The 23533-nt window shown below is 29.2% G+C and carries 28 protein-coding genes; 12 read left to right on the forward strand and 16 right to left on the reverse strand.

Annotated features, from left to right (window positions below):
- The first annotated feature begins 16 nt into the window (after positions 1-16).
- The 6 genes from ELQ04_RS06250 to ELQ04_RS06275 are packed head-to-tail and all read left to right on the forward strand — an operon-like array spanning position 17 to position 5637.
- The gene (locus ELQ04_RS06250; RefSeq protein WP_002862131.1) at positions 17-328 is read left to right on the forward strand and encodes a hypothetical protein; all 312 of its coding nucleotides are present in this window, start codon (positions 17-19) and stop codon (positions 326-328) included.
- Positions 306-1718 (forward strand): pilus (MSHA type) biogenesis protein MshL, encoded by a 1413-nt coding sequence (mshL, locus tag ELQ04_RS06255; protein ID WP_002862130.1) that lies wholly within the window; start codon positions 306-308, stop codon positions 1716-1718. The genes ELQ04_RS06250 and mshL overlap by 23 nt, the downstream gene beginning before the upstream one ends.
- Positions 1711-2319, forward strand: coding sequence for an ATP-binding protein (locus tag ELQ04_RS06260; protein ID WP_002862129.1), 609 nt, complete (start codon positions 1711-1713; stop codon positions 2317-2319). The genes mshL and ELQ04_RS06260 overlap by 8 nt, the downstream gene beginning before the upstream one ends.
- A gap of 3 nt (positions 2320-2322) precedes the next feature.
- Positions 2323-2910, forward strand: a complete 588-nt coding sequence (locus ELQ04_RS06265) for a hypothetical protein (RefSeq protein WP_002936491.1) — start codon at positions 2323-2325, stop codon at positions 2908-2910.
- Positions 2900-4459 (forward strand): GspE/PulE family protein, encoded by a 1560-nt coding sequence (locus ELQ04_RS06270; protein ID WP_032595054.1) that lies wholly within the window; start codon positions 2900-2902, stop codon positions 4457-4459. The genes ELQ04_RS06265 and ELQ04_RS06270 overlap by 11 nt, the downstream gene beginning before the upstream one ends.
- Positions 4456-5637, forward strand: coding sequence for a type II secretion system F family protein (locus ELQ04_RS06275; RefSeq protein ID WP_002936488.1), 1182 nt, complete (start codon positions 4456-4458; stop codon positions 5635-5637). The genes ELQ04_RS06270 and ELQ04_RS06275 overlap by 4 nt, the downstream gene beginning before the upstream one ends.
- Here ELQ04_RS06275 and ELQ04_RS06280 read toward each other — a convergent pair.
- From ELQ04_RS06280 to ELQ04_RS06325, 10 genes are all read right to left on the reverse strand, one after another.
- On the reverse strand, positions 5630-6394 hold the full coding sequence (locus tag ELQ04_RS06280; RefSeq protein WP_002855301.1) for a TSUP family transporter: 765 nt from the start codon (positions 6392-6394) through the stop codon (positions 5630-5632). The two genes, ELQ04_RS06275 and ELQ04_RS06280, sit on opposite strands and share 8 nt — an antisense overlap.
- 3 nt (positions 6395-6397) lie before the next feature.
- Positions 6398-7162 carry a TIGR02757 family protein gene (locus tag ELQ04_RS06285; RefSeq protein ID WP_002936487.1) on the reverse strand — a complete coding sequence of 255 codons (765 nt, stop codon included), beginning with the start codon at positions 7160-7162 and terminating at the stop codon, positions 6398-6400.
- Between the two features lie 16 nt (positions 7163-7178).
- Positions 7179-9005, reverse strand: coding sequence for a flagellar hook-associated protein FlgK (gene flgK / locus ELQ04_RS06290; protein ID WP_002936485.1), 1827 nt, complete (start codon positions 9003-9005; stop codon positions 7179-7181).
- 9 nt (positions 9006-9014) lie between these two features.
- Positions 9015-9449 (reverse strand): flagellar protein FlgN, encoded by a 435-nt coding sequence (locus ELQ04_RS06295; protein ID WP_002856482.1) that lies wholly within the window; start codon positions 9447-9449, stop codon positions 9015-9017.
- A 42-nt stretch (positions 9450-9491) separates the two neighbouring features.
- Positions 9492-9689 (reverse strand): flagellar biosynthesis anti-sigma factor FlgM, encoded by a 198-nt coding sequence (gene flgM / locus ELQ04_RS06300; RefSeq protein ID WP_002779262.1) that lies wholly within the window; start codon positions 9687-9689, stop codon positions 9492-9494.
- A gap of 62 nt (positions 9690-9751) precedes the next feature.
- Positions 9752-10093 (reverse strand): hypothetical protein, encoded by a 342-nt coding sequence (locus ELQ04_RS06305; protein ID WP_002784057.1) that lies wholly within the window; start codon positions 10091-10093, stop codon positions 9752-9754.
- Positions 10093-11139 (reverse strand): flagellar basal body P-ring protein FlgI, encoded by a 1047-nt coding sequence (locus tag ELQ04_RS06310; RefSeq protein ID WP_004304563.1) that lies wholly within the window; start codon positions 11137-11139, stop codon positions 10093-10095. Before ELQ04_RS06310 ends, ELQ04_RS06305 begins: the two co-directional genes overlap by 1 nt.
- Before the next feature lie 58 nt (positions 11140-11197).
- The gene (gene rsmD / locus ELQ04_RS06315) at positions 11198-11881 is read right to left on the reverse strand and encodes a 16S rRNA (guanine(966)-N(2))-methyltransferase RsmD (protein ID WP_002874144.1); all 684 of its coding nucleotides are present in this window, start codon (positions 11879-11881) and stop codon (positions 11198-11200) included.
- Positions 11874-12257 (reverse strand): hypothetical protein, encoded by a 384-nt coding sequence (locus tag ELQ04_RS06320; RefSeq protein WP_002826012.1) that lies wholly within the window; start codon positions 12255-12257, stop codon positions 11874-11876. The genes rsmD and ELQ04_RS06320 overlap by 8 nt, the downstream gene beginning before the upstream one ends.
- A complete protein-coding gene (locus ELQ04_RS06325; protein WP_002874145.1) occupies positions 12254-13327 on the reverse strand; it encodes a DUF5644 domain-containing protein in 1074 nt (357 codons plus the stop codon). The genes ELQ04_RS06320 and ELQ04_RS06325 overlap by 4 nt, the downstream gene beginning before the upstream one ends.
- An 86-nt stretch (positions 13328-13413) precedes the next feature.
- Here ELQ04_RS06325 and ELQ04_RS06330 point away from each other — a divergent pair, with 86 nt between their 5' ends.
- From ELQ04_RS06330 to ELQ04_RS06345, 4 genes are all read left to right on the forward strand, one after another.
- On the forward strand, positions 13414-14235 hold the full coding sequence (locus ELQ04_RS06330; RefSeq protein WP_002867254.1) for a thiamine-phosphate kinase: 822 nt from the start codon (positions 13414-13416) through the stop codon (positions 14233-14235).
- Positions 14204-15307 carry a tRNA pseudouridine(13) synthase TruD gene (gene truD / locus ELQ04_RS06335; protein WP_044778177.1) on the forward strand — a complete coding sequence of 368 codons (1104 nt, stop codon included), beginning with the start codon at positions 14204-14206 and terminating at the stop codon, positions 15305-15307. The genes ELQ04_RS06330 and truD overlap by 32 nt, the downstream gene beginning before the upstream one ends.
- 69 nt (positions 15308-15376) lie before the next feature.
- The gene (locus tag ELQ04_RS06340; RefSeq protein WP_002936478.1) at positions 15377-15634 is read left to right on the forward strand and encodes a hypothetical protein; all 258 of its coding nucleotides are present in this window, start codon (positions 15377-15379) and stop codon (positions 15632-15634) included.
- A 19-nt stretch (positions 15635-15653) separates the two neighbouring features.
- The gene (locus ELQ04_RS06345) at positions 15654-16256 is read left to right on the forward strand and encodes a DUF4917 family protein (RefSeq protein WP_279586391.1); all 603 of its coding nucleotides are present in this window, start codon (positions 15654-15656) and stop codon (positions 16254-16256) included.
- Positions 16257-16344: 88 nt separating this feature from the next.
- Here the strand turns inward: ELQ04_RS06345 and prfB are convergent, their stop codons facing one another.
- From prfB to ELQ04_RS08775, 3 genes are all read right to left on the reverse strand, one after another.
- Positions 16345-17442, reverse strand: a complete 1098-nt coding sequence (gene prfB / locus ELQ04_RS06350; RefSeq protein ID WP_002867022.1) for a peptide chain release factor 2 — start codon at positions 17440-17442, stop codon at positions 16345-16347.
- Positions 17443-17522: 80 nt separating this feature from the next.
- On the reverse strand, positions 17523-18491 hold the full coding sequence (locus ELQ04_RS08880) for a hypothetical protein (protein ID WP_002936471.1): 969 nt from the start codon (positions 18489-18491) through the stop codon (positions 17523-17525).
- 251 nt (positions 18492-18742) lie between these two features.
- Positions 18743-19072, reverse strand: coding sequence for a hypothetical protein (locus ELQ04_RS08775; RefSeq protein WP_002936470.1), 330 nt, complete (start codon positions 19070-19072; stop codon positions 18743-18745).
- A 196-nt stretch (positions 19073-19268) separates the two neighbouring features.
- Between ELQ04_RS08775 and rimO the strand changes: the two genes are divergently transcribed.
- Both rimO and tilS read left to right on the forward strand, forming a co-directional pair.
- Positions 19269-20588, forward strand: a complete 1320-nt coding sequence (rimO, locus tag ELQ04_RS06360; RefSeq protein ID WP_002936469.1) for a 30S ribosomal protein S12 methylthiotransferase RimO — start codon at positions 19269-19271, stop codon at positions 20586-20588.
- Positions 20578-21543 carry a tRNA lysidine(34) synthetase TilS gene (gene tilS, locus ELQ04_RS06365; RefSeq protein WP_002936468.1) on the forward strand — a complete coding sequence of 322 codons (966 nt, stop codon included), beginning with the start codon at positions 20578-20580 and terminating at the stop codon, positions 21541-21543. The genes rimO and tilS overlap by 11 nt, the downstream gene beginning before the upstream one ends.
- Here tilS and ELQ04_RS06370 read toward each other — a convergent pair.
- Genes ELQ04_RS06370 through ciaI form a run of 3 tightly spaced genes read right to left on the reverse strand, consistent with a single transcriptional unit; the run spans position 21526 to position 23530 of the window.
- Positions 21526-22239 (reverse strand): EI24 domain-containing protein, encoded by a 714-nt coding sequence (locus ELQ04_RS06370; protein ID WP_044778175.1) that lies wholly within the window; start codon positions 22237-22239, stop codon positions 21526-21528. The two genes, tilS and ELQ04_RS06370, sit on opposite strands and share 18 nt — an antisense overlap.
- A 1-nt stretch (position 22240) precedes the next feature.
- A complete protein-coding gene (gene dut / locus ELQ04_RS06375) occupies positions 22241-22930 on the reverse strand; it encodes a dUTPase (RefSeq protein WP_002936466.1) in 690 nt (229 codons plus the stop codon).
- A gap of 36 nt (positions 22931-22966) precedes the next feature.
- Positions 22967-23530: an intracellular survival protein CiaI gene (ciaI, locus tag ELQ04_RS06380; RefSeq protein ID WP_002936465.1), complete on the reverse strand. Its 564-nt coding sequence runs from the start codon at positions 23528-23530 to the stop codon at positions 22967-22969.
- Positions 23531-23533: the final 3 nt, after the last annotated feature.

Raw genomic sequence — 23533 nt, forward strand, 5'->3', positions numbered from 1 at the left:
TATTTTTAGTGCAACATTGTGTTTTAGCACTTTGTTTGCACAAGATAATTTTGAAGAGTATTTTAAACTTATAGATAAAGAAAATCGCATAAATTTTAATACTCTTCAAAACCCATTTGTGAATCCTACTTTTGAAAAATTAAGACATATTAAAATTACTGCAATTATGCTTGATAAAGTAAAAATTTATGATCGATGGTATAAAAAAGGTGATATGATTGATGATGCTATAATACATGAAATAAATACTAAAGAGATTAAATTCCAATATGATAATTTAGAAATTGCAATCCAAATAAATAAAAATGATAAGATTAATATTAATTAACATTCTTTTTTGCCATTATCTTTATGCTTTAGATTGTCAAAAGCGTCTTTTTGATATCAGTATTAATGAAAAATTAAGCATACAAGAAAGTCTTGATGAGCTTGCAAAATATTGTTCTTTTAGTATTATTGTTAAAGATAAAATTGCCAAAGAAAAATTAGAGACATTGCAAAACTCTGTCAATATTCATCAAATGAGTTTGGACGAAATTTTTAATTTTTTTATCAAAGAGCATGATCTTAGCTATGATTTTGATGGTAAAATTTTAAGAATTTCAGGCATTAATACGAAGATTTTTAAGATAAGTTATATCACTTCTATCAGAGAAGGACAAAGCATAACTAAAGCGTCTGTAGACGCTAAACCAAGGCAAAGTGAATATAGCGGTAGTTTTGATGACGCAGAAGACAATATGATTAAAAGTATGGAAAAATTTGATTTTTGGCAAAATATAGAAAAAGAGATTATTGTATTATTAAAAAATTCTCATGAAGATTATGAGGCTAAAACTCCCATTATAAATCCCAATGCAGGTCTTATTATAGTAACTGGAACAAATTCTCAGTTAAAAAGTGTGAAAAATTATTTGCAAAAACTAGAAAATCGTCTTAAAAAACAAGTTATTATCGATGTTAGCATACTTGCTGTGAGTTTAAATGAAAGCCATTCTAGTGGGATTAATTGGCAAAATTTTAATATAGGTTTAAATTCGCAAGTAAATAATGAAAATTCTTTTATTCAGTTTCAAAATGGGCAAGGTTTTGTTAAGAATTTGGGTTTAAGGGCGAATTTAAATTTTGATTCTATTATTAACTTTCTTTCTCAAAATGGAAAAACTAGCGTGCTTTCTAATCCAAAGCTTATGGCTTTAAATAACCAACAAGCCATTATTTCTGTAGGCGATACTATAAATTATCAAGTTAAAGAAAGTTCTAAAGGCACTGAAAATGGGACTACTGTTAGTGAAAGTTATAACAATTATTCTATTTTTGTAGGCATTTTACTCAATATCTTGCCTGAAATTTCTGATGATGGAAAAATAATGCTTAGGATTAATCCAAGCTTAAGTGATTTTAAGTATCCAGAAGATAATAAACGACAAAAAGAACCAAGAACTATTGCTCCTGATACCATACAAAAAAAGCTTTCTAGTGTTGTGCAAGTAGAGAATAATCAAACTTTAATTTTAGGTGGATTGATTTCTCACGATAAATCTAATGAGAAAAATTCTATCAATTTTCTATCAAAAATTCCAATCCTAGGTTCTTTGTTTAAAGGAGAAGTTTTAAATTCTAAAGCAACCGAAATTGTTTTTATTATCACTCCAAGTATAGTAGATAGTGTAAACGCTCCAAGTCTTAAAGATCTAGGATTTAAGCATTATGAGTAAAATTATTCCATTTAGAGAAGAAATTTTTCATCAAATCAATCAAATTTTAGAAAGCCAAAAAGCTTTTATTTTTTTATGGGGAAAAAGTGGTAGCGGTAAAAGTGTATTGTTGCAAAGATTGGCAAAAAAATATAATGTTGATTTTATTAATGAAAATTTTAAAGATCAGAGTTTCTTAAAAGAAAAAATTGAGTTTTTGATTTCACAAGGTCAGAGTTTAATCATTCTTGATGAAGTAGGAATGTATGATTATGCAATGCTAGAAAGCATTAGGATTTATAGTGATTCTATAAGTTTTGTTTTAAGTTCTCATAAAAAGTTAAATATACTTAAAAAAGAGCATTTTAAAAGTCGTTTAAGTGCTTGTTTTGAATTGAAAAATATTAGTCTTTTAGAGCTTGATGATTATATTAAATTGAAATTCGGAATGAATTTTTCAAATAAATGTCTTAAGTTTTTACAAAAAATTTCTCAAGGAAATTTAAGATATATTGATAAAACTTTAAAAAGTTTTTATGAGATAAATAGTTTTTTTGATAAAAATAAAAGTCAAGAGTATATTTTAAAGCTTAGTGCTTTAGAGAATGGCTTATTAAGGTAAGATATGCAAGAAAGAATTAAAGAGCTTGAGCTTAGGTATAAATACTTTTTACTTAAAAAATATTTAAAATATTTATTGTTAGTTATTTTAATATCAGTTATAGCATTTTGTTTTTTTGTGCTAATGCAAAAATATAATAAGCAAAAAAATATTTATTTGCAAGCTATTGAACATAAAAAGCATTTAGAGCAAAAGATTCTTCAAGCGCAAATTTTACAAGAAAAAAATAAGATTTCTAGGGAAAAGTTATATAAAGAACTAGAAGAAGTTAAAGCGGTGCAGGAAAATACACATATTAGTAAGATAGAAATTGATTCTAAAATTTTAAATATTTCTGATTTAAAAAAATCTTTTTATCAAAATCCAAGCTATGAAAAGGCTTTAAATTTAGCTAAGAAGTATTTTGATATTAAAGCTTATCAAAAGACAATATTTTGGGCTTTAAAAGCCAATGAACTTGACAAGCAAAAACAAGATTCTTGGCTGATTTTTGCTCAGGCTAAAAGAGCTTTAGGTGAAGAAAAAGAAGCTCAAAGTGCTTTAGATGCTTATATAAATTATTATGGTTTAATGGAATTAGATGGAAAGTAGAATGGATAAAATTTTTCAAGCTTATATTGATAATGAAATAAGTCTTGATGAAATTTGCACTAAATTTAATATCACTTCTTGGGATTTTTTTAAAAAATTAGCAAATTTTTGTAATTTACATTTTGTTGATTTAGATGAAGATAATGATTTTATTTATGAAGGTATACCTTTTTCTTTACTTTTAAAATTTAAATTTCTGCTTATTAAAAACAATGACGGCTTTATGATTATTAGATCCAAACCTTGTTCTTTAGAGCTTTTAGAGCAAGTTAAGACTTTTATGATTTGTGAAAAAATCGACACTGCAATTGCCGATGAATTAAAGATAGCTAAAATTTTAAATCAAATTCGCATTCAAGAGGAGATTAAAAGATTAAGCATTAAGCTTAGACTTGAATGGCAAGAAAATCAAAAAAGAGATGATCAAAGTTGCATCAGTCAAATTTTTGATTTTTTATTACATGAAATTTTATCTTTTCATGCGAGTGATATTCATATAGAAGCAAGGAATGATGACGCTTTGATTAGGTTTAGGGTTGATGGAATTTTGCGTGAATTTGCTATTTTTGAGAAGGATATTTATGAAGCTTTGGTTTTTCATGTCAAATTTTTAGCTTGTTTGAATTTAGCTGAATCAAGAAAAACGCAAGATGGAAGTTTTGAATTAGATTTTGAAAATGAAAGATATGATTTTCGTGTTTCATGTTTGCCTTTGATTTATGGCGAAAGTGTTGTTATAAGAATTTTAAAACATGATAAAGAAATTTTGGATTTGTATAAACTAAATCTTGGAAATAAAAATTTAGAAATTTTAAAAAAGATTTTACATCGTCCCAATGGAATGATTTTATTAACCGGCCCTACAGGTAGTGGTAAAAGCACAACTTTATACGCGTGTTTAAATGAGTTGAAAAGTATTGAAAAAAAGATTATCTCCGCAGAAGATCCTATAGAGTATAAAATTCCTTTAGTGCAGCAAATTTTGCTCAATTCAAAAGTTGGAGTCGAGTTTAATAGTGTTTTAAGAGCAATTTTAAGGCAAGATCCTGATATTATCATGATAGGAGAAATTCGCGATGAAGAAAGTTTAGATATTGCACTTAAAGCTTCTTTAACAGGTCATTTGCTTTTAAGCACCTTGCATACTAATGATGCTCTTAGTACCATTGATAGGCTTTTGGATATGCAAGCAAAAAGTTACTTGATAGCATCAGCTTTGAGTCTTGTTATAGCGCAGCGTTTGGTTAGAAAACTTTGTCCTTGGTGTAAGCAAAAAAGCAAAAAACATTATATTGAATTTGAAGGTGAATTTTTTGAACCAAAAGGATGTGAGCGTTGTCATCATAGTGGATTTTTTGGCAGAGAATTAATCGCTGAGTGCTTAGAGATCAATGAAGATTTAGCTTGTGCAATTAGGGAAAATCAAGATAAAACGATTTTAATGGAGCTTGCAAAAAAATATGGTTTTCAAACTATGTTTGAACAAGGTTTAAAAAAAGCCAAAGAAGGTCTTACAAGTATAGATGAGCTTTTAAGGGTTGTAAGATGAAATTTTATGAAGTAGAATTTCTTAAAAACAATCAAAATTATACAAAAACTATAAAAGCTGAAAATTTAAATACAGCACAAGCAAAAGCCTTATCAAAGAATTGGAAAATCATTGATATAAAAGAAATTCAAAAATCTAATTTTCAGAGATTAAAAGATGAAAATTTTATACTCTTTTTTAAAGAGCTGGCTTTGTTGTGTGAAGTTGGATTAAGTGTTCAAGAAGCGATTAGAGAATTATATTTTATGCATTCTTGCAAGATTATGAAAAAAATATTAGACAATTTAATTTTAGCTCAAAATCTAAATCAAGCTTTTGAAAATGCTAATTTTGGATTAAATCGTGCGGAGTTAGCCTTGATAAAAACGGCTGAAAAGACAGGAAAAATCAGTGAAGTGTTTAGTCAAATTTCTAAACTTCGAGAAAAAAGCTTAGAGAGTCAAAAACAATTAAAAAAGGCTTTTAGATATCCTACTTTGGTTTTTTTAAGTATTATCGGAGCATTTTTGTTTTTAATGCTTTTTGTAGTGCCTAATTTTAAAGATTTATTTGAAAATTTAGGCACGAGTTTGCCTTTTATCACGCATGTAATGTTAGAAATTTATAATTTTTTAGATGACTATGGAATTTTTTGCATATTTTTGTTTGTTATTTTTATTGTTATGCTTATTTTAGCTTATAAAAATTTTCATTCTTTTGCTTTTTCTTGCGATTTTTTATTTTTAAAAATACCTTTGATTTCTCGTTTGATTATTTATAATCAAAATTATTATTTTTTTATGGTTTTTTCTTTGCTTTTAAAAAATGGAATTTCAATATCTAAAGCTTTTGATTTAGCTATTATAGGGCTTGAAAATAAATTTTTAATTTTTCAGTATAAAAAACTTTTTAGTTTTATAGATTCTGGTCTTGAGTTAAGTCAGGCTTTTAAAAAGATTGATATTTTTGATTCTTTGGTATTTTCTATGCTTAGCGTTGCGATGAAAAGTGGAAGACTTGAAGTGTTAAGTGAAGAAATTGCCAAATATTATCAACAAAAAAGTGAAAATTTAATGGATAGATTTTTGGTTTTTTTAGAGCCTATGATGACTTTATTTGTGGCGCTTTTAGTTTTGTTTTTGGCTTTAGGTATATTTTTACCTATGTGGGAGCTTAGCTCAGGGGTCAATTTTAACTAAAATAATCCCAAGCTACTTTAATGATAGTAGCTCCTACAACGATTAAAAATAAAGTTTTTATAAACTTTCCATTAGTTTTTAATACAAGTTTTGAGCCTAAATAAGCTCCTAAAACTTGTCCTACGCCCATAAGCAAGCCTACAGCCCATAAAAGTTCGTATTGCCATAAAAATATAGCAAGGGCAATAATATTGCTTGTAAAATTTAAAATTTTAGTATTAATGCTTGCTTTTCTCATATTAAAACCTAGTAGCATCACACAAGCAAAAATCCAAAATGAACCTGTTCCAGGCCCTAAAAATCCATCATAAAATCCTAAAGTTAAGCCACAAATTAAATGAAAAATTTTGATATTTTTTATTTTAGGTTCACTTTCGTGTTTGCCTAAGTTAGGACGTAAGGCTGTATATAAGAAAGTAAGAGTTAAAAAGATTAAGATAATAAGCTTTAATTGTTCATCTTTTACAAAAAGAACGCTATAACTTCCTATAGCTGCTCCTAAGGCTGTAAAAAAAACACCCCAAGCAAGATGAGGTAGAGTGGTGGATTTAAAATAAGTTAAAGTAGCCGTAAAAGAACCAAAGACGCTTTGGAGTTTGTTTGTTGCTAAGGATAAATGCGCAGGGATTCCACAGGCTATGAGTGCTGGTAGAGTAATAAGCCCTCCTCCACCTACAATAGAATCTATAAAACCAGCAAAAAGAGCTACAAAAAAAAGTATGAAATAATAAATTGTATCTAAGTGCTCAAAGCCCATTTTTCACTCCTTAAATTTGTCAATTTCCTTACTTTGCCCTAAACGATAGAGTGCAAAGTCATATTTTATGGGATCATTTGCATCTAATTTTTTTAAATTTTGCGTGAGTTCTAAAACACTTTTATAATCATATATTTTACGCTTTAGAAGTCCTAAAGTCAAGGAAATTTTATGTGTATGTGTATCAAGTGGAATTAAAAGATCTTTGGTGTGAATTTTGGTAAAAAGTCCAAGATCAAGTTCATCTTTTCTAACCATCCATCTTAGATACATATTATAGCGTTTAAGAGGTGAAGTAGGGGTGTTTTGCCAAATTTTTCCAAAGAAAAAATCATACCCATAACTTGAATATGAATTTAAGGTTTTGATTTTTTGCATAAAAGCTAAGATGGCATCTGTGGTATTTTCTCTTTTTTGATAGGCTTGATAAAACAGTTCGTAGAGTGAAATTTCATTTTTAAGTCTTGAAAGAGTGATAAAAATTTCTTGTATATCTTTCTCATTTTGGAAGCGGTATTTTAAATTTTTAAGTTCTTTTTTTATTTGTTTTTCTTGAAGGTTTAATAAAGAAAAATCAAGTTTCTTTAGAAAATTTACTATATTTTTAGCATTTCCATAGGCAAATAAAGCACAAATTAAGGCAATAAATTCATCATTGTGAATTTTAGCAATTTGCAAAGGATCTGGAGTTTCAAAAAGAGAATGATCGGTATTTTTTTGATTGGCTAAAAAATCAAGCTTAGCTTTAAGATGGATAAAATTTTTCACTTGATATTGCTAGAGCTTAAGATTTAAGCCCTAGTAAGGTATCAAGCATTTGATCTACGGTTGAGACGATTTTTGCTGCAGCACCGTAACTTGATTGATATTGTATAAGAGCGGCTAATTCTTCATTTGTATTTACACCACTTTTAGATTGGTACTCGCTATAAACAGAATTATAAAGAGTTTCATTGCTTGAATTTACAACATTGTTATTTTCACCATCTGAGGCTATTTTACCTGTAAGTTTGCGGTAATATTCTTCCATGGTAAGATTATCGATGGTGCCATCTTTATTATAAAAATTAACTTTTTTATATTGAAGTTGGATGATTTTATTTGCCATGTCATTGCCGCTATCAACCCCATTTGAGCTTGCTCTTACTGTACTTGGATCATTTAAGATAGAATCTTTTACTTTCATGTCACTTGCATCAGTTCCACTGAAAAAACCACCTATGCTAAACGCACCTGCGAAATTTGTGCCCTTATCTTCAATGGCTACCTTAAAACCTGATTTTGCATTGATTTGAAATAAACCATCTCCAGTTTTTGCATCGTAGCTGAAACTTGCATTGATATGATCATCAACATCATCGTTTGAATTTTTATTGTCATTATCATCTGTATTAGCATTGATTTGACGCATGATATCATTCATGGTTGTATTTACATCTATGGTGATGGTTTTGGTAAGTTTTTTATCGCCTTTATCATCATAAATGACTATATCAAAACTTCCTGGTTGTATGGTTCTGTCGTAATTAACTAAAGGAATATCTCCCTTAAGTCCAGATAGATAATCAGAAGTAACAGAACTTTTCGCAGAACTTGCATAAAGATTGTTAGTTTCATTGATCATGGTCTTAGCAAAAGTATCTAAAGAATCCATATAACCTTGGATAATTCCATCTTCATATTTTCCTTCGCTTTTGCTATAGTTTCTACCGCGTAAGTCAAGTTGAGCACCAAGCTGTCCACCGCTAATCTTTGCAGTAAGATCGCGAACTTTTTCATCAGGAGTTTCATAATAAATGCTATAAGATTTATTTTTATCATCATAATCAAGCTTTAAAGGATGAAAATTTATCCCATCTACTATACTAAAACCTTCTATACTTAGATTGTATTGATGTCCTGGATCAGTGATGGTTGTATCAAGGCGATTGTCTTGATTGATTTCATTTTTGCTTGCAACTGCACTAACTAGCTTTGAAAGAGTGAGTTCAAGTTCATCTCTTCTATCCCTAAGCTCATTTGCGTGTTCTGTTGGTAAGGCTTCTTGCCCATAAATTTGTTTATTTATAGTAGCAATTTCTTCGCCGATTTTATTAATCTCATCAACCGTATTTTTAATATCATCATTCACTTTTTTTTGGATTTTATCTAAGGTTGCAAAAGTGTTATTAACGCTTTCTGTTAAGGTTTGAGAAGCTTTTACAAGGGCTATTTTTGTGGCATTTTCATTGGGGTTAGATGCAAAATCATTCCAAGCTTTGTTATAATTTTCTAAATCTTTCAAAATTCCAGTATTTTGTAAGTCTGGAAAACGCTGAGCGATTTCTTGTAAGGTTGAAGCCATATATTTAGTGTATTCTAGTTGGTTTGATGCACCTTTTAATTTATAGTAAGAATACTCATCATGCAAACGCACTATACTTTCTATAGCAGTTCCTGTGCCTACTTGAACTCCACCTGTGGTAATATACCCATTTGTAGTTTGCACTACTCTTTGGCGTGTATAAAAAGTTGCATTAGCATTTGAGATATTGTTTCCAGTTGTTGCGATTTGAACTTCGCTTGCCTTTAAGCCTGTAACACCTGTGTATAATGTTCCAAAAATACCCATTATAAATCCTTATACATTGATCTTGAAAATTGACTCTGGATTTGTCTTTTTATCTCCATAAGCATTATTTGTTCCATCATTGATATCAAACATTTTATTTACTAAGCTATCAAGAAAATCTTTGACAATAAGAACAAATTTAGCATACTCTTTGTTTTTACTATGAAGGTTTTGAAGATTTTTTTTAAGTAGATCTAGTTTTTGTTTATCTTCATCATCTAAGAGTTCACTAAGCCCTTTTGTAGAGCTATTATTTAGCTCAACCAAGGCAACATCAAGTTGTTTTTTAGCTGTAATAAATTCGGCGATAAGTTTGTTTTTTTCTTCTACACTTGGCGTTACACTCTCATGTTTAGCCACTTTGATATTTTCTATATCTTCTTCGGTTAAAGCAATAAGTTTTGCTAAGATAGCATTTACTTCATCAAGTCTTTGTTTAAGCATATTTTCTCCTTTTCTCTCTCAAAAAAAGGAGAATGAAAGTTTTTAGATTAAAGAGTCAGCAATCGCAGCAGCCGTAGCTTTTGTATCGATTTTATAAGTACCATTTTTAATCTGCTCTGCGATTTTACTCGCTTTATCATTTTCCGTTTTTTGAGTATCGTTTGTTTTAGTTTCTTTATCTATTCTATTTGTATTTAATGCGGTATTTGCCACATAACTTTGTTGTATAGGATTGATCATTTCTGCCTCCTTGATCTTAGTTATAATCCTCTACAAACCATATCGACCTAAATTTAAAAAACTTAACCCCTTTCTTTTAAAAAATCGTATAATAATTTTGAAAAACCCATACCTCCACTTAAAGCTTTACTCATGGTATCATTATACATGGAAGAGTATATTTCATCGCTGGCATCTTTTCCAAAGAGTGAATTTTGACTTTTTAAAGATACATCTAAAACTTGCTTTAAAAAAAATGCCTCAAAAGCATCCGTTTGTTCTTTTAAGGCTTCATCTTCTTTGCTCTTTGTAACTATATCATTGTCATTTATTTTGATGCTTGATTCTAAACTTCTTGCTTTGGCTGCACGATCAAGTAAAGCGCTATTCATACTATAAGTATTTAAAAAATTATCCACTTTCATTAGATGATCTCCAAATCCGCGTTAATTGCACCTGCGCGCTTTAAATTTTCCATAATAGTGATAATGTCATTTGGGGTTGCTCCAAGTTTGTTAAGCATTCTAGCTATATTTGCAACTGTGCTTTTTGCATTGTTGATTCTTAAGGTATTTGAACTTGGATCTACAAAACCACCATCTTTCATATCGATTTCATTTTGATTAGCTACTGCGTTATTGTTTGGATCTATTTTTATAGTGATATCTTTATGAGTGATTAAAACAGGTTCTACCTCCACATCAACTCCAGCAATCACTGTTCCTGTTCTTTCATCGATGATAACTTTGCTTTGTGGTTTATAAGCTATATCTTGTTCTAAAACTCTTGCCATAAAATCAACATTTGAAAGATCTTCAGGTTTTTTGAGTTTTACTGTGCGAGAGTCGATGGCTTTAGCTACTTCTTCGCCAAAGACAGTATTTAAAACTCTTTCTATATCGTTTGCGGTTTTAAAATCCGCTACTTTTAAACTTAAGGTTAGATCATTGTTTTGGCTAAAATTTTGTGGAATTTCTCTTTCTACATTAGCTCCGCCCATTACAGTTGCAGCAGTTGAGTGAGAACCTGCTCCTCCTGGTCTAGGTGTTAAACCTCCTGTTGAGATAGAGCCTTGTGCTATAGCATAAATTTCACCATCAATCCCACGAAGTGCAGTCAGTAAAAGTGTTCCACCTTGTAAAGATTTTGCATCACCCATAGATGAAACGGTAATATCAAGTTTATCTCCGCTTTTTGCAAAGGCTGGAAGTTTGGCTGTAACCATAACAGCTGCGGTATTTTTTGATTTGATATCATTAGGATCTACTTTGATATTCATACCTTGCAAAAGGTTTGAGATGGATTGTAGTGTAAATTTAGAGCTTGTTCCATCGCCGCTTCCATTAAGCCCTACAACAAGTCCATAACCTATAAGTTGGTTATCTCTTACACCTACAGTATTTGCTACATCCTTGATTTGCACTGCAAAAATGCTTGTCATAAAGAGTAAAAATATCGTTAAAACTCTCATGGATTCTTCCTTTAATCTATTGTTGATGATAGATCAAGCAAAAAGTGTTCCAAGTGAGTTAAGAAGAGTAAAAACTTAAGCTAGTTGATCCAAATTTCTTTTCTTTAACTTTTTGAAAATTTTGGATTTTTTCGGGAGTTTTTATGGTTGAGTGGTATTCAAAAATGATTAAATTTAAAGTCTTTAAATCTAAATTTTCTAAAAAATGATAAATTTTTTCATAAATATCACTAAAACCTTCTCTGATATCAAAAGGTGGGTCAAGATATAAGATGATTTCATTTTTTGAATTTTCTATGAGTTTAGGTAAAATTTCAAAAGTATTTGCATGGATCACTTCTAAATTTGGATCTATATTTTTAGCATTTTCTAAAGCAATTTTATAAGCTTTTGCATCAAGTTCTATAGCATAAGCTTTTAAAGCATGATTACTTAGTGCTTCAGCCGCCATTAAAGCACTTCCTCCAAAGGCTTCAATGAAAATTTTACTTCTTAAATCTTCTCTTATTACATTAAAAACACAACTTTTGACTATGCTTTTAGTACTTCTTGTTGTTGTAAGACTAGGTAAAAGTAGTTTTTTCCCTTTGTATTTACCACTTTCTATATTTGTATAAAGCTTTGTTTCTTTGGTTTTTTTTGTTTTTTCTTTGGGAGGTTTAATTTCTTGTTTTTGAAGAAATTTTTTTCTTTTTTCATTGTGATTAAAAAAGTCTTTAACGCTTATAAATTCATCATTCATCATTAAGTGCTTTTACGAGTTTGTTTTTAAGATCTTTTATGGCAAGATCGATTTTATTTTCATAATCTTTTTTAAATTCCAAAGCAATAGCGTCAATTTTTTCTTCAAGCAGTCTTTTTTGTTCAAGTGCAAGTTGCAAAGCTGCTGCTTTTAAGGCATTATCAAATTCATTTAAAGACTCAAACAAGGCTTCTTTGCTAAATGGTATGCTTAAAAATGGAGAGTTTTTAGAGATGATAAATAAGGGTTTTGCGGTATGAATTTTTTCATCGCTAATGATGAAATCACAATTTTTTTTCATTACCAAATGATCTTTTAAAAAAAGTTCTAAAGTTTTTTCTATGATGAGATCTTTGCATTCTAAAGAGATTTTCATATCAAACTAACCTTTAAAGTGTGATTTTTTAATGATGGAGCTTGTATGCCTTCGATAAGGGCTAAAAACTCAAAACGGCTCAAAATATAAAAGTCTTCAAATTCCCTTCCACTTGTTTGCATAAGTTTTTTAGCACAAGTATCAAAAAGATAAAAATCTTTTTCTTCTTTTACTACCATAAAATCAGCCCCGCTATCATAAGCGTCCAAAACAATATCTGCGGCTATTTTATAGCTTAGCGTAGGATTTAGATTAAGCAAGCTAAAGCCATTATTTTTTATACTGTTTTCATAGGAAATAAATTTAGCCTTAAGTTTGGATTTTAAAGTATCGCAAGCATTAAAACCATAAAAAGCTATATTGAAATCTTTAAAATTATGTTTAATTTCTTTAAGTTCTTTGATCTCATTATCAAAAGCATTGGTTTTAGGTAAATCAAAGTGTAAAATATTTTTATCAAAAAGCCCTAAATTTAAAATTTCATTTTGTAGGTTTTTGATCGTTGTTTCTAAAATTTCATTTTTGCTTTCAAGATGATAAAAAATACCCTTTTCTTTATCTGCTAGAGTTTTTAAAATTTCTATCTTTTTTTCAGGATATTTTTCTATCATTTTTGAAGCCAAATAAAACACTCCATCGCCCATATATTCAGGAAGATAGTCTAAAATTTCACTTGCATAATATAAATAATCATATTTTGCATAAAGTTTTTTATCCTCTTCATCACCAAATTTTTCAAGATATTTGTATTTGTCTAAAAAATCATTTTTATCGATGATAAGATCTTTAATGGCTCTTTTTGTGTTTAAAGGCTCGATACAAAGACTAAAATCAAATTCTTTTGCTATTTTTTCTAAAGGTGTAAAAAGTGGTATGATTTGCTTATTTACAACTATGTAAGTATCTTCATCTTTATCAAAATCAAAATAAATATCATCATTTTGAACTTGCAAAAGCAGATCATAAAAACTTGCAAAATTTTCATAATTATCATAAATATAAGGTTTATAATAAGCCTCATAATCCTTAGTTTTATCAAATCTAAAAATTCTTAATTCTAATTTTTTCATGGTTTTTCCTTAAATATTTTTATATTATATAAAATTTTTCTAAAATTCACTAGAATTTAAAAGGAAATTTTATAAAATCACGCATTATGAACAAAGAAGATTTTATTATCAAAGCTTTTTTAAATGAAAAAAATGGTGATGATGGAGCTATTATTGATGATTGGTGTTTTAGTAAGGATTTGTTTTTTGAAAATGTGCATTTTAAAAGAGAGTGGTTTAGCTTAGAGCAAATTGCTACAAAAGCAATGCTTGTTAATATCTCAGATGCTATTTCAATGAATGCTGTACCAAAATACGCACTTTTAGGACTTGCTTTACCAAAAAATTTAAGCGAAAATGAGATCAAAGCCTTGCAAAAAGGTTTTTTAAAAACAGCTAGAAAATTTAATATAAAAATCATAGGCGGTGATACTATAAGCAATGATAAAATAGACATTAGTCTTACTATCATTTCAAAGATTAACGATAAAGCTGTTTTTAGAAAAGGTTTAAAAAAGGGACATTTACTTGCTTATACGGGAAAATTAGGACGAAGTTTAAAAGGGCTTGAAATTTTACAAAATGGGGGCACTTTAAAACCAAACCATGTATTTATAAAGCCAAAATTAAGAGCTAGTTTTTTTTATGAAATCGCACCTTTAATTTCTTGTGCTATGGATATTTCAGATGGTTTAAGCAAGGATTTATCAAGACTTTTAGCCTTAAATAAATGCGGTATTTCTTGGTTTAAAAAACTTGATGATTATACGCTTTATAGCGGAGAAGAATATGAAATTTTGTTTGCTTTTGATGAAAAAGAGCGTCAAAATATAAAAACAATAGCCAAAAAACACGGCGTGAAATTAAATATCTTTGGAAAAGCAGTGAAAGGAAAATATGAATTTAGAGGAAGAGAACACCATTTTTAAGCCTTTGTATAGTTTAAAACACAGTCCTATTAATGCGTATTTTAGTAAAAATAGCGATGATTTTGTAGTGCGTGAAAGGCCTTTGTATGAATTTAGCGGTAAGGGTGAACATCTTATTTTGCATATCAATAAAAAAGATTTAACCACAAATGAAGCTTTAAAAATTTTAAGCGAAACAAGCGGGGTTAAAATAAGAGATTTTGGTTATGCAGGGCTTAAAGACAAGCAAGGATCAACCTTTCAATACCTTTCTATGCCTAAAAAATTTGAGAGTTTTTTATCAAATTTTTCTCATCCTAAACTTAAAATTTTAGAGACTTTTATCCATGAAAACAAGCTAAGAATAGGGCATCTAAAAGGAAATTCCTTTTTCATACGCTTAAAAAAAGTAATGCCAAGCGATGCTTTAAAATTAGAGCAAGCTTTGATGAATTTGGATAAACAAGGTTTTGCGAATTATTTTGGTTATCAGCGTTTTGGAAAATTTGGGGATAATTACAAAGAAGGGCTTGAAATTTTGCGTGGCAAAAAGATGAAAAATGTCAAAATGAAAGAGTTTTTAATCTCGGCTTTTCAAAGTGAGCTTTTTAATCGCTATTTGAGCAAAAGAGTGGAATTATCACATTTTGCAAATGATTTTAGCGAAAAAGAATTGGCTCAAATTTATAAAATTTCTAAAGAAGAAGCTAAGGAACTTAAAAAACAAGAGCAATTTTTTAAGCTTTTAAAAGGCGAGGTTTTAGGGCATTATCCTTTTGGAAAATGTTTTTTATGCGAAGATTTAAGCGTTGAGCTTGGGCGTTTTAGAGCAAGAGATATAAGCACTATGGGACTTTTAATCGGTGTTAAGGCTTATGAAACAGGAGAAGGTTTGGCCTTAAATTTAGAAAATGAAATTTTTAAAGATGCTTTGGAATTTAAGGCTAAAATGCAAGGTTCAAGACGCTTTATGTGGGGATATTTAGAAGAGTTAAAATGGCGTTATGACGAAGAAAAAGCTCATTTTTGTATGGAGTTTTTCTTACAAAAAGGCTCTTACGCTACTGTGGTTTTGGAAGAAATTTTGCATTGAATCCACGAAATGATTAAAACAATAAGTAAATATATCACTGAAGAATACTACGAAAGGATTTTTTTTAAAATGAATGATAAAAATCAATTATTAACATATGAAGATATAAAGAGAAAAATGACAATGTTGTCTCAAAAAAATAACGTTTTACTTTTAGGCAATGGATTTAGTATAGCTTATGAAGCTAATTTTTCTTTTGAAAATTTGATAAATAATATGAATAAAAATGACAATATTATAAATAATCTTTTTTCTAAACTTGAATTAACAAATTCTCATGATATTGAAGAAATTATGAAGCATTTGGAGATTAGTCAAAGATTTTGATTTTAATGATAAATCAAGTATTGTAGAAGAATATAAAATTAAATTAAAAGAAGAATTTATTAAAATTATTAGAGAAAAACATCCTAAATTTTTAGATGAAAAATCTTCTACAGCTATTGAATTTATAGAGCCTTATGGTAATATTTTTACTCTTAATTATGATTTGCTTTTATACTGGTTAATAATGGAGTATAATAAACAAGCAAAAGATGATAAAAGAAAGAAATACTGCGATGGTTTTCTTAAAAAAGATTCAAGCTTAATATTTCAAGAAGACTATTGTGATAAAAATTTCTTTTTTCTTCACGGAGCACTCCATTTATTTGAAATCGATAATAAGCTTATAAAGATACGTAATAAAGATAAAGCTATCTTGGAACAGATTATTGAACAAATTGATAATAAAAACTACCCTGTGTGTGTTTTAGGTGGAGATTCTAATAAAAAATTAGAGCAAATTTTAAAAAATAAGTATCTTCAATTTTGTTTAGAACAATTAAAAACCATTGAATGCGATAATTTAGTTATTTTTGGAACCAAGCTTAAAGAAAATGATGAACATATTAGAGAGGCAATCAATAGTAATCATAATATAAAAAATATTTTTTTTAGGTATATCTGATTGTGAAAAAAGATCAGAAATTAAGCCATTTAGCACTGATAAAAATATTTTCTTTTATGATTACAGAAGTGTAAAATTATGGAAATAACTACTCCGCTTTCAAAGCAATCAAAACACCTTCTATCATTTTTTTGATATCCCCATCAAGGATATTATCCACTTGAGAAAAAGCTTCTCCGCTGCGATTGTCTTTGACTTGCTGATAAGGGAAAAGTACATAAGAGCGGATTTGATGTCCCCAGCCTATCTCGCTTTTTTCTCCAGCATTAGCACTATCTTGTTGTTTCATGAGTTCAAGCTCATAAAGGCGAGATTTTAGCATTTTAAAAGCAGTGGCTTTGTTTTTGTGCTGACTTCTGTCATTTTGGCATTGTACAACTATACCAGTTGGAAAATGTGTGATTCTCACGGCTGATTCTGTTTTATTAACATGTTGTCCGCCTGCACCACTTGCTCTGTAATAATCTATTCTTATGTCTTTTTCTTCGATTTCAATTTCTATATCATCATCAAGTTCAGGGCTTACCATAACACTTGAAAAGCTTGTATGACGGCGTCCTGCACTATCAAAAGGAGAAGTTCTCACCAAACGATGGATACCATTTTCAGCCTTCAAATAACCATAAGCATTTTCGCCTTTAACCAAAAAGCTCACATCTTTAAGTCCTGCTTCTTCGCCTTCTTGAAAGTCTAAAGTTTCGACTTTAAAACCTTCTCTTTCGCAAAATCTTAAATACATTCTATAAAGTATGCTTGCCCAGTCATTACTTTCCGTTCCACCTGCACCTGGGTGAATAGAAACAATGGCATTTTTACCATCATTTTCCCCACTTAAAAGCATGGAAATTTCAAGACTTGTGATGGTATCTTCAAGTTTTGGTGCGTCGTTAAATAAAGCTTCAAGCGTTTCTGTATCGTTTTCACTATTGGCTAGATCGAAAAGTTCGCTTGCGTCATTTAGAGCGTTAAAAGCATTTTCATAGTTTTTAAGTAGATTGGTGATTTTGGTTTTTTCTTTGCCTATGATCCCTGCTTGTTTGACATCACTCCAAAAAGAAGGAGAATTTTCAAGTTCTTCGATTTCTTTAAGCCTTGTTTGGATATTTTCAGGCTTGATGATGGAGGCTATGTTGCCGACTTTGTTTTTTAAAGTTTTTAAAAGTTCGCTAAATTCGTAATTATCCATAAAAATTTTCTTTCTTCATTTTTAAGGTATTATTTTAGCAAATTTTACATTAAAAAATCTATTGCTACTTTTGTGAATGTTTAAGAAAATTTCTTATTTGACCTATTCCGAAATTCCCTCTTCAACCTAGGCACATCTTTGAATATAAATTTGATATACCCCCCCCCATACCAATTTTTATTAGCCTGCATTAAAGCTTCGCCTAGTTTATAAGTAAAACATTCTTTTTCTTTTAAAGCTTCATTATAATCAGGATAAGTTTCTAAAGGAGGTAAAGCTAAATTTGGATTTTCTTTTATTTTTTCTTCATAGGCTTTTTGTTCAAATTTATGTTTATCTTTTATATATGATAACACATAAGGCATTCTTATATATCCTAATATACTTTTTGAATTTTCTATCAAAGTTTGTCCTAGTTTATAAGATAAGTGGTTTTGTATACGAGCTTTAGCTGAATTAGCTTGAATAAAAGTAATTTTAGGATTTATTATGCTCATTTTTATACCCAAAGATTTAGCAAGTTTTTTACTTTCTAATTTTTTAATAATTAAATCTTGTTCTAGATTGGCTAATTCTAAACGTTGTTTTTTTATAGGTAAAGAATTAAGTTCGTTTTGAAATTTATTTTGTAAATCTTGTTTTTCTTGAGTTAAAATTGAAATTTGGTTTTGCAAAGGAGCTAGTTTAACTGGATCCATTATGGAACAATATTCATCTATAATTTCTTTATACAATTCCACAGGAGGGATTAAATGATTAAAGTTATATTTTTCTGGTATTTCTATATTTTCATTAGCTAAAGCTTCAAAATCTATTTCTTCTGTATGGTAATTCCCTTCAGGGGAAGCTAGGAAGAAAGAGATGAGATTAAAACTATTCATTTCTTCATTAAAAATTTCAGTATTGTTATCAATTTTAAATTCTCTCTCATGTATATCACAAAAATATGCAAAACTATAGTCTAGACTTTTTCTAAAATTATTAACCTTTGAATTTTTGATTTGAATTTCACAAAAGCCTGGTTCATTCCAGAAATGTACCCCCAGCAAATTGAGATTAAAAGCATCTTTATCAAAAGTTATTACCTAAGCAATAAACTTTTTCACGACATAGCCAACTTTGCTTGAAATTAAATTTAGATAAATTTAAATTTATTGCTTTTTCAATCGGATAAAAATAAAATTTTGGATTATCATTTATAATATTTATTTTTTTTTGGAAAAGAAAAATTTTCAATATTATTTACTATATTTTTCCCAAGTTCTCTCATTATAAAATCAAAGTCGTGAGCTTCATCTCTTTATATTAAGGCATATGAAGATTTCAAATGTCTTTCATTCATGTTAATTACATTAAATCCGTATTTAATTGCTAATTTTATATGGAGCATATGTACATTAATTAAACGGTCTTTGTTTAAAAATTCTTGAGGTGTTGGAGCAATAAAGCAGATTATTTTTTTATTTAAAAAATAAAGTTCTTTATAAAGCCAGTTAATTACTTGATAACTTTTTGGAAATAAATCCAAAGAATTATATTGTGCAATATCATGTGTATTTGATCCTGTAATAATTAAATCCGCATTTTCCAAAAGTTTTTTATTTCTAGTTAATTCATATAAATTTTGCAAACTAGGAATCCCGCTTAAAGATAAATTGAAACAGTTATATCCTGCATCTAAAATTCCTTGAGTTATTCCATTTTTAAATACAAAATGACTTTCACCTAATAAAACTACATTTTTTATTCATAAATTTTTCCTAATTATTATTTTGCTATGATTTCTAAAAAAGTATTTTATCAAAAAATATAAAAAAGTGAGAAAAATGTCAAAACTTTATCTTATGTCTTTAGGTTGTAATAAAAATTTAGTCGATAGTGAGATCATGCTAGGACGCCTTAGTGCTTATGAGCTTTGCGATGAACCAAGCAAAGCCGATGTTTTAATCGTAAATACCTGTGGTTTTATCGATAGTGCAAAAAAAGAAAGCATTAATGCGATTTTGGATTTGCACGAACAAAGAAAAAAAGATTCTCTTTTGGTGGTTACGGGTTGTTTGATGCAGCGTTACCGCGAAGAACTTATGAAAGAACTTCCTGAGGTTGATCTTTTCACAGGTGTGGGTGATTATGAAAGAATCGATGAAATGATACTCAAAAAAACAAATTTATTTTCAAATTCGACTTATTTGCAGAGTGAAAATTCCAAACGCATTATCACAGGTTCAAATTCTCATGCTTTTATAAAAATCGCCGAAGGTTGTAATCAAAAATGCTCTTTTTGTGCCATCCCAAGTTTTAAAGGCAAGTTAAAATCTCGTGAAATAAGTAGCATTATAGCTGAGCTTAAAGATTTGGTAGCTAGAGGTTATAAGGATTTTTCTTTTATTGCACAAGATACGAGTTCTTATTTGTTTGATAAGGGTGAAAAAGATGGGCTTATACGCTTAATCGATGAGGTAGAAAAAATCAAAGGCATAAGAGCGGCTAGAATTTTATATCTTTATCCTACGAGTGCGAGTGAAGCTTTGATCAAACGCATTATAGCTTCTGAAATTTTTGTAAATTATTTTGATATGCCTTTGCAGCACATAAGTGATAATATGCTTAAAATCATGAAACGTGGGGCAAATAGTACAAGACTTAAAGAAATGTTAAATTTAATGAAAAGTGCGCCAAATAGTTTTTTACGCACGGGCTTTATCATAGGACATCCAGGTGAGAGTGAGGCGGATTTTGAAGAGCTTTGTGAGTTTGTTAAAGATTTTGGTTTTGATAGAATAAGCGTTTTTGCGTATTCCAAGGAAGAAGATACGGCTGCTTTTGATATGGAGCAAGTGCCTTTTAAAGTGATCAATAAAAGGCTTAAAATCATAGAAAAAATTGTTGATGAAGTGATAGAAAAAAGTTTTGAAAAAGAGGTAGGGCAAAAGCGTTTGGTGGTTTGCACGGGAGAAAGTAGCGAGGGAGAGTTTTTCATCGCAGCTAAAGATTTAAGATGGGATAGGGAGATTGATGGGGAAATCCTTATCAATGAAAGTGAATGTGGAAATTTAGAAATGGGGCAAATTTATGAATGTGAAATTTTACAAAACCTTGATAAAAAGCTCCTTGCTAAGACTTTAAGAAAAGTAAATGCAAATTAAAGATGAAATTTTAGCCCTTTTAAAAAGGGGTAAAAATTTACTCGCTTTTTCTTATGGAAGTGATTCTAGTGCGCTTTTTTATCTTCTAATACAAGAAAAGATCGACTTTGATCTTGTGATGATAAATTATAAAACTAGAAAAAATAGTGATTTAGAAGAGTTAAAAGCCAAAGAGCTTGCTTTAAAATTTCATAAAAAAATTTTCATAAAACACGCTCCTAAATTTCAAAGTAATTTTGAAAAAAAAGCTAGAGATTTTCGCTATGATTTTTTTGAAAAAATTTGTCTTGAGCAAGATTATGATCATCTTATCTTAGCCCATCATTTAAACGATCAGTTTGAGTGGTTTTTGATGCAACTTTCACGGGGGGTAGGTTTGGCTGAAATTTTAGGTATGCAAGAGTGTGAAAAACGCTCAAATTATATACTGTTACGCCCTTTGCTCTTTATAAGTAAAGATGAAATTTCATCTTTTTTAAAAGAAAAAGATATTTTTTATTTCCATGATGAAAGTAATGAAAATGAAAAATATTTTAGAAATTATATAAGAAAAAATTTCTCTAATGCCTTTGTGAGTGAATTTCATCAGGGTTTAAAAAGAAGCTTTTCTTATCTTAGTGAAGATAGGAAAAAACTTTATAATTTTGAAAATATCAAAGAAATTCAAGGGCTTCTTATTTGCCCTAAAAATGAAAGCTTGATCGCTAGAGCGGTGAAAATGAAAGGTTTACTTTTAAGCACGGCACAAAGAAAGGAGCTTTTAAAGGGTGATTGTGTTTTAGGTGGCAAAATAGCACTTGTATATAAAAACGAACAAGCTATTGTTTTTGAGTACGAAACTTGTCAAAAATTACCTAAAAATTTCAAAGAAGAGTGTAGAATAGCTAAAATTCCAAGACTTTTAAGAGCTTATTTATATAATCATAAAATCGATATTTCAAGCCTTAAGCTCTAGTTTTAAAATTCTTTGATAGCCTAAATGTGTGAGAAAAATCACAAAAAACACTTGCAAAAAAAGTCCTAAAAGTGGCACTGATGAGAGTAGATAAAAACAAAGAGTGCTAAATTTAAACTCTAAAGGCGAAAAATCAGAATGAAAATTTTTAAAACTTTCTTTATCTAAAATCGTGCTTGTAACATCAATCATTAAAAGTTTGTGAAAGAGATAATAAAAAGCAAGATAATATACAAAAATATTAATAAAAGGTAAAAATAAAGCCAAGGTACAAAGTAAAAAAATTACTATAAATTTTATAAAAATTTTAAAAATTTCAAAGATTACTTTTAGGGTTGAAACTTCGTTTGTATTATCATAATGGTAATATTTTTGGTTGATTTCTTTAGCAATAAAAGGGGTGAGAAAAGAAGTGATAAAAAGGGCTAAAAAAACCGAAGCAAAAACAACAATAAAACCTGAAAATAAAAAACTTATGATGGTGATTAAAATTTGCACAAAATGAAGGGCATAAAACCACGCCCAAAACGAATCCTCTCCAACGCTAAATAAAGAATTAAAATAATCCAGCAAGGCCGAAAAGCCAAGTACTCCTAAAAAAAGCATCAGTACAAGGCTAAAAATCAAAGGAATTAAGGCAAATTTTAAAAATTTAAGACTTAAAAAATCTTTGATCGCAAGTTTTAAAATATCCAAATTATGCCTTTTTATAGCATTCTTCTAGTTTTTTATAAATAGTATCAAAATCAAGCTCTTGTTCTAAAATTTGAGCTAAAACTTCATTGTCTTCTTTGCCATTCCAAGTTTTTTTATAGCTGCCGTCTTTGTAACCATTGTTTTGTCTAAAAATATTTAAAACATTTTTACCTATGTAGGTTTTATAAAGAATTTCAAGATTTAGCCCGCATTTAATAGCTAGGGTAAAATAGGTTGAAAGCAATTCTCCAAGATTAAATCCAAAGCCACTGCATTTGTGGATAATAAGCTCTATATCATTTAAAATACCATAAATATCACTCTCATTAGGATGTTCTTCTTCTTTGCAAAAATCTTGAAACACGCTTACAGCATTGACTTCTGTAGCTATAGCTTTGAAATCTTTACCGTTTTTATCGCGATATTCTTCAAGTAAAAGACTTAAGATAAAATGCCAAATATCAACAATTTCTATACGCACATTTTCCCAATTTGTCGGACTTGAAATGTTTTTCCAATGTTTCCATGCAAAAGAGTCTATAAGTTCTGCACATTCCATATAAATACAGCGTCTCCAACTGATCAGTTTTCCTTCTTTGGTGTAGCCATTTTCCCAATTTAAGCCGTTTGTTTCATCGTTGAGTTTTTGTTGGAGTTTGAGCATATTTTCTAAAATTTCGATATTTGTCATTTAAAAACTCCTTGATAATTTTTAATATTATATGATTTAAGCGTAAAGATTTAAACTATCATCTGTCTTATCTTGATTTTCCTTGGCTTTTTCTTGTTGTTTTTCAAGTTGTTTTTTCATTTGTTCTAAAACTTCATCAAGAAGTTTTTTGCTATCTTCAAGCATAGAAGTGTTGATATCTTTATCATCTGTTTGATTTTGTTTTAGTAAATCACTGAGTTTATTTGTAAAATTATTCATAATAGCATTTTGATGGTTTTCATCATTTGGTGTTGGTAGAACATTTGCCATTTGCATAGCTGATTCTATAATTTCTTTTGGTTTTAACTCTCCGACTTTAGAATTTGCTAAAAAGTCTTTGATCATAGGTTCAACTTCTTTCATAGCATTTTTAATCTCATCAAGATCATTTTGTGTGAGCTTAGAGCCCTCAAAAGTAAAGCTAAAGCCATACTGACGCTTAAGATTAAGAGCCTTGCCTTCTTCATTATTTGCATAACTTACGCTTTGATTGTCATACATAGATAAGGCTAAATGTTTGCCACTTTTTGTTGTATAATCCATCGAAAAACTTTGGTTTTTGCTAGCATCAATTTGCATTTC

Origin of the sequence: Campylobacter sp. CH278, from assembly GCF_004378845.1 — a bacterium.
Lineage (GTDB): Bacteria > Campylobacterota > Campylobacteria > Campylobacterales > Campylobacteraceae > Campylobacter_D > Campylobacter_D jejuni.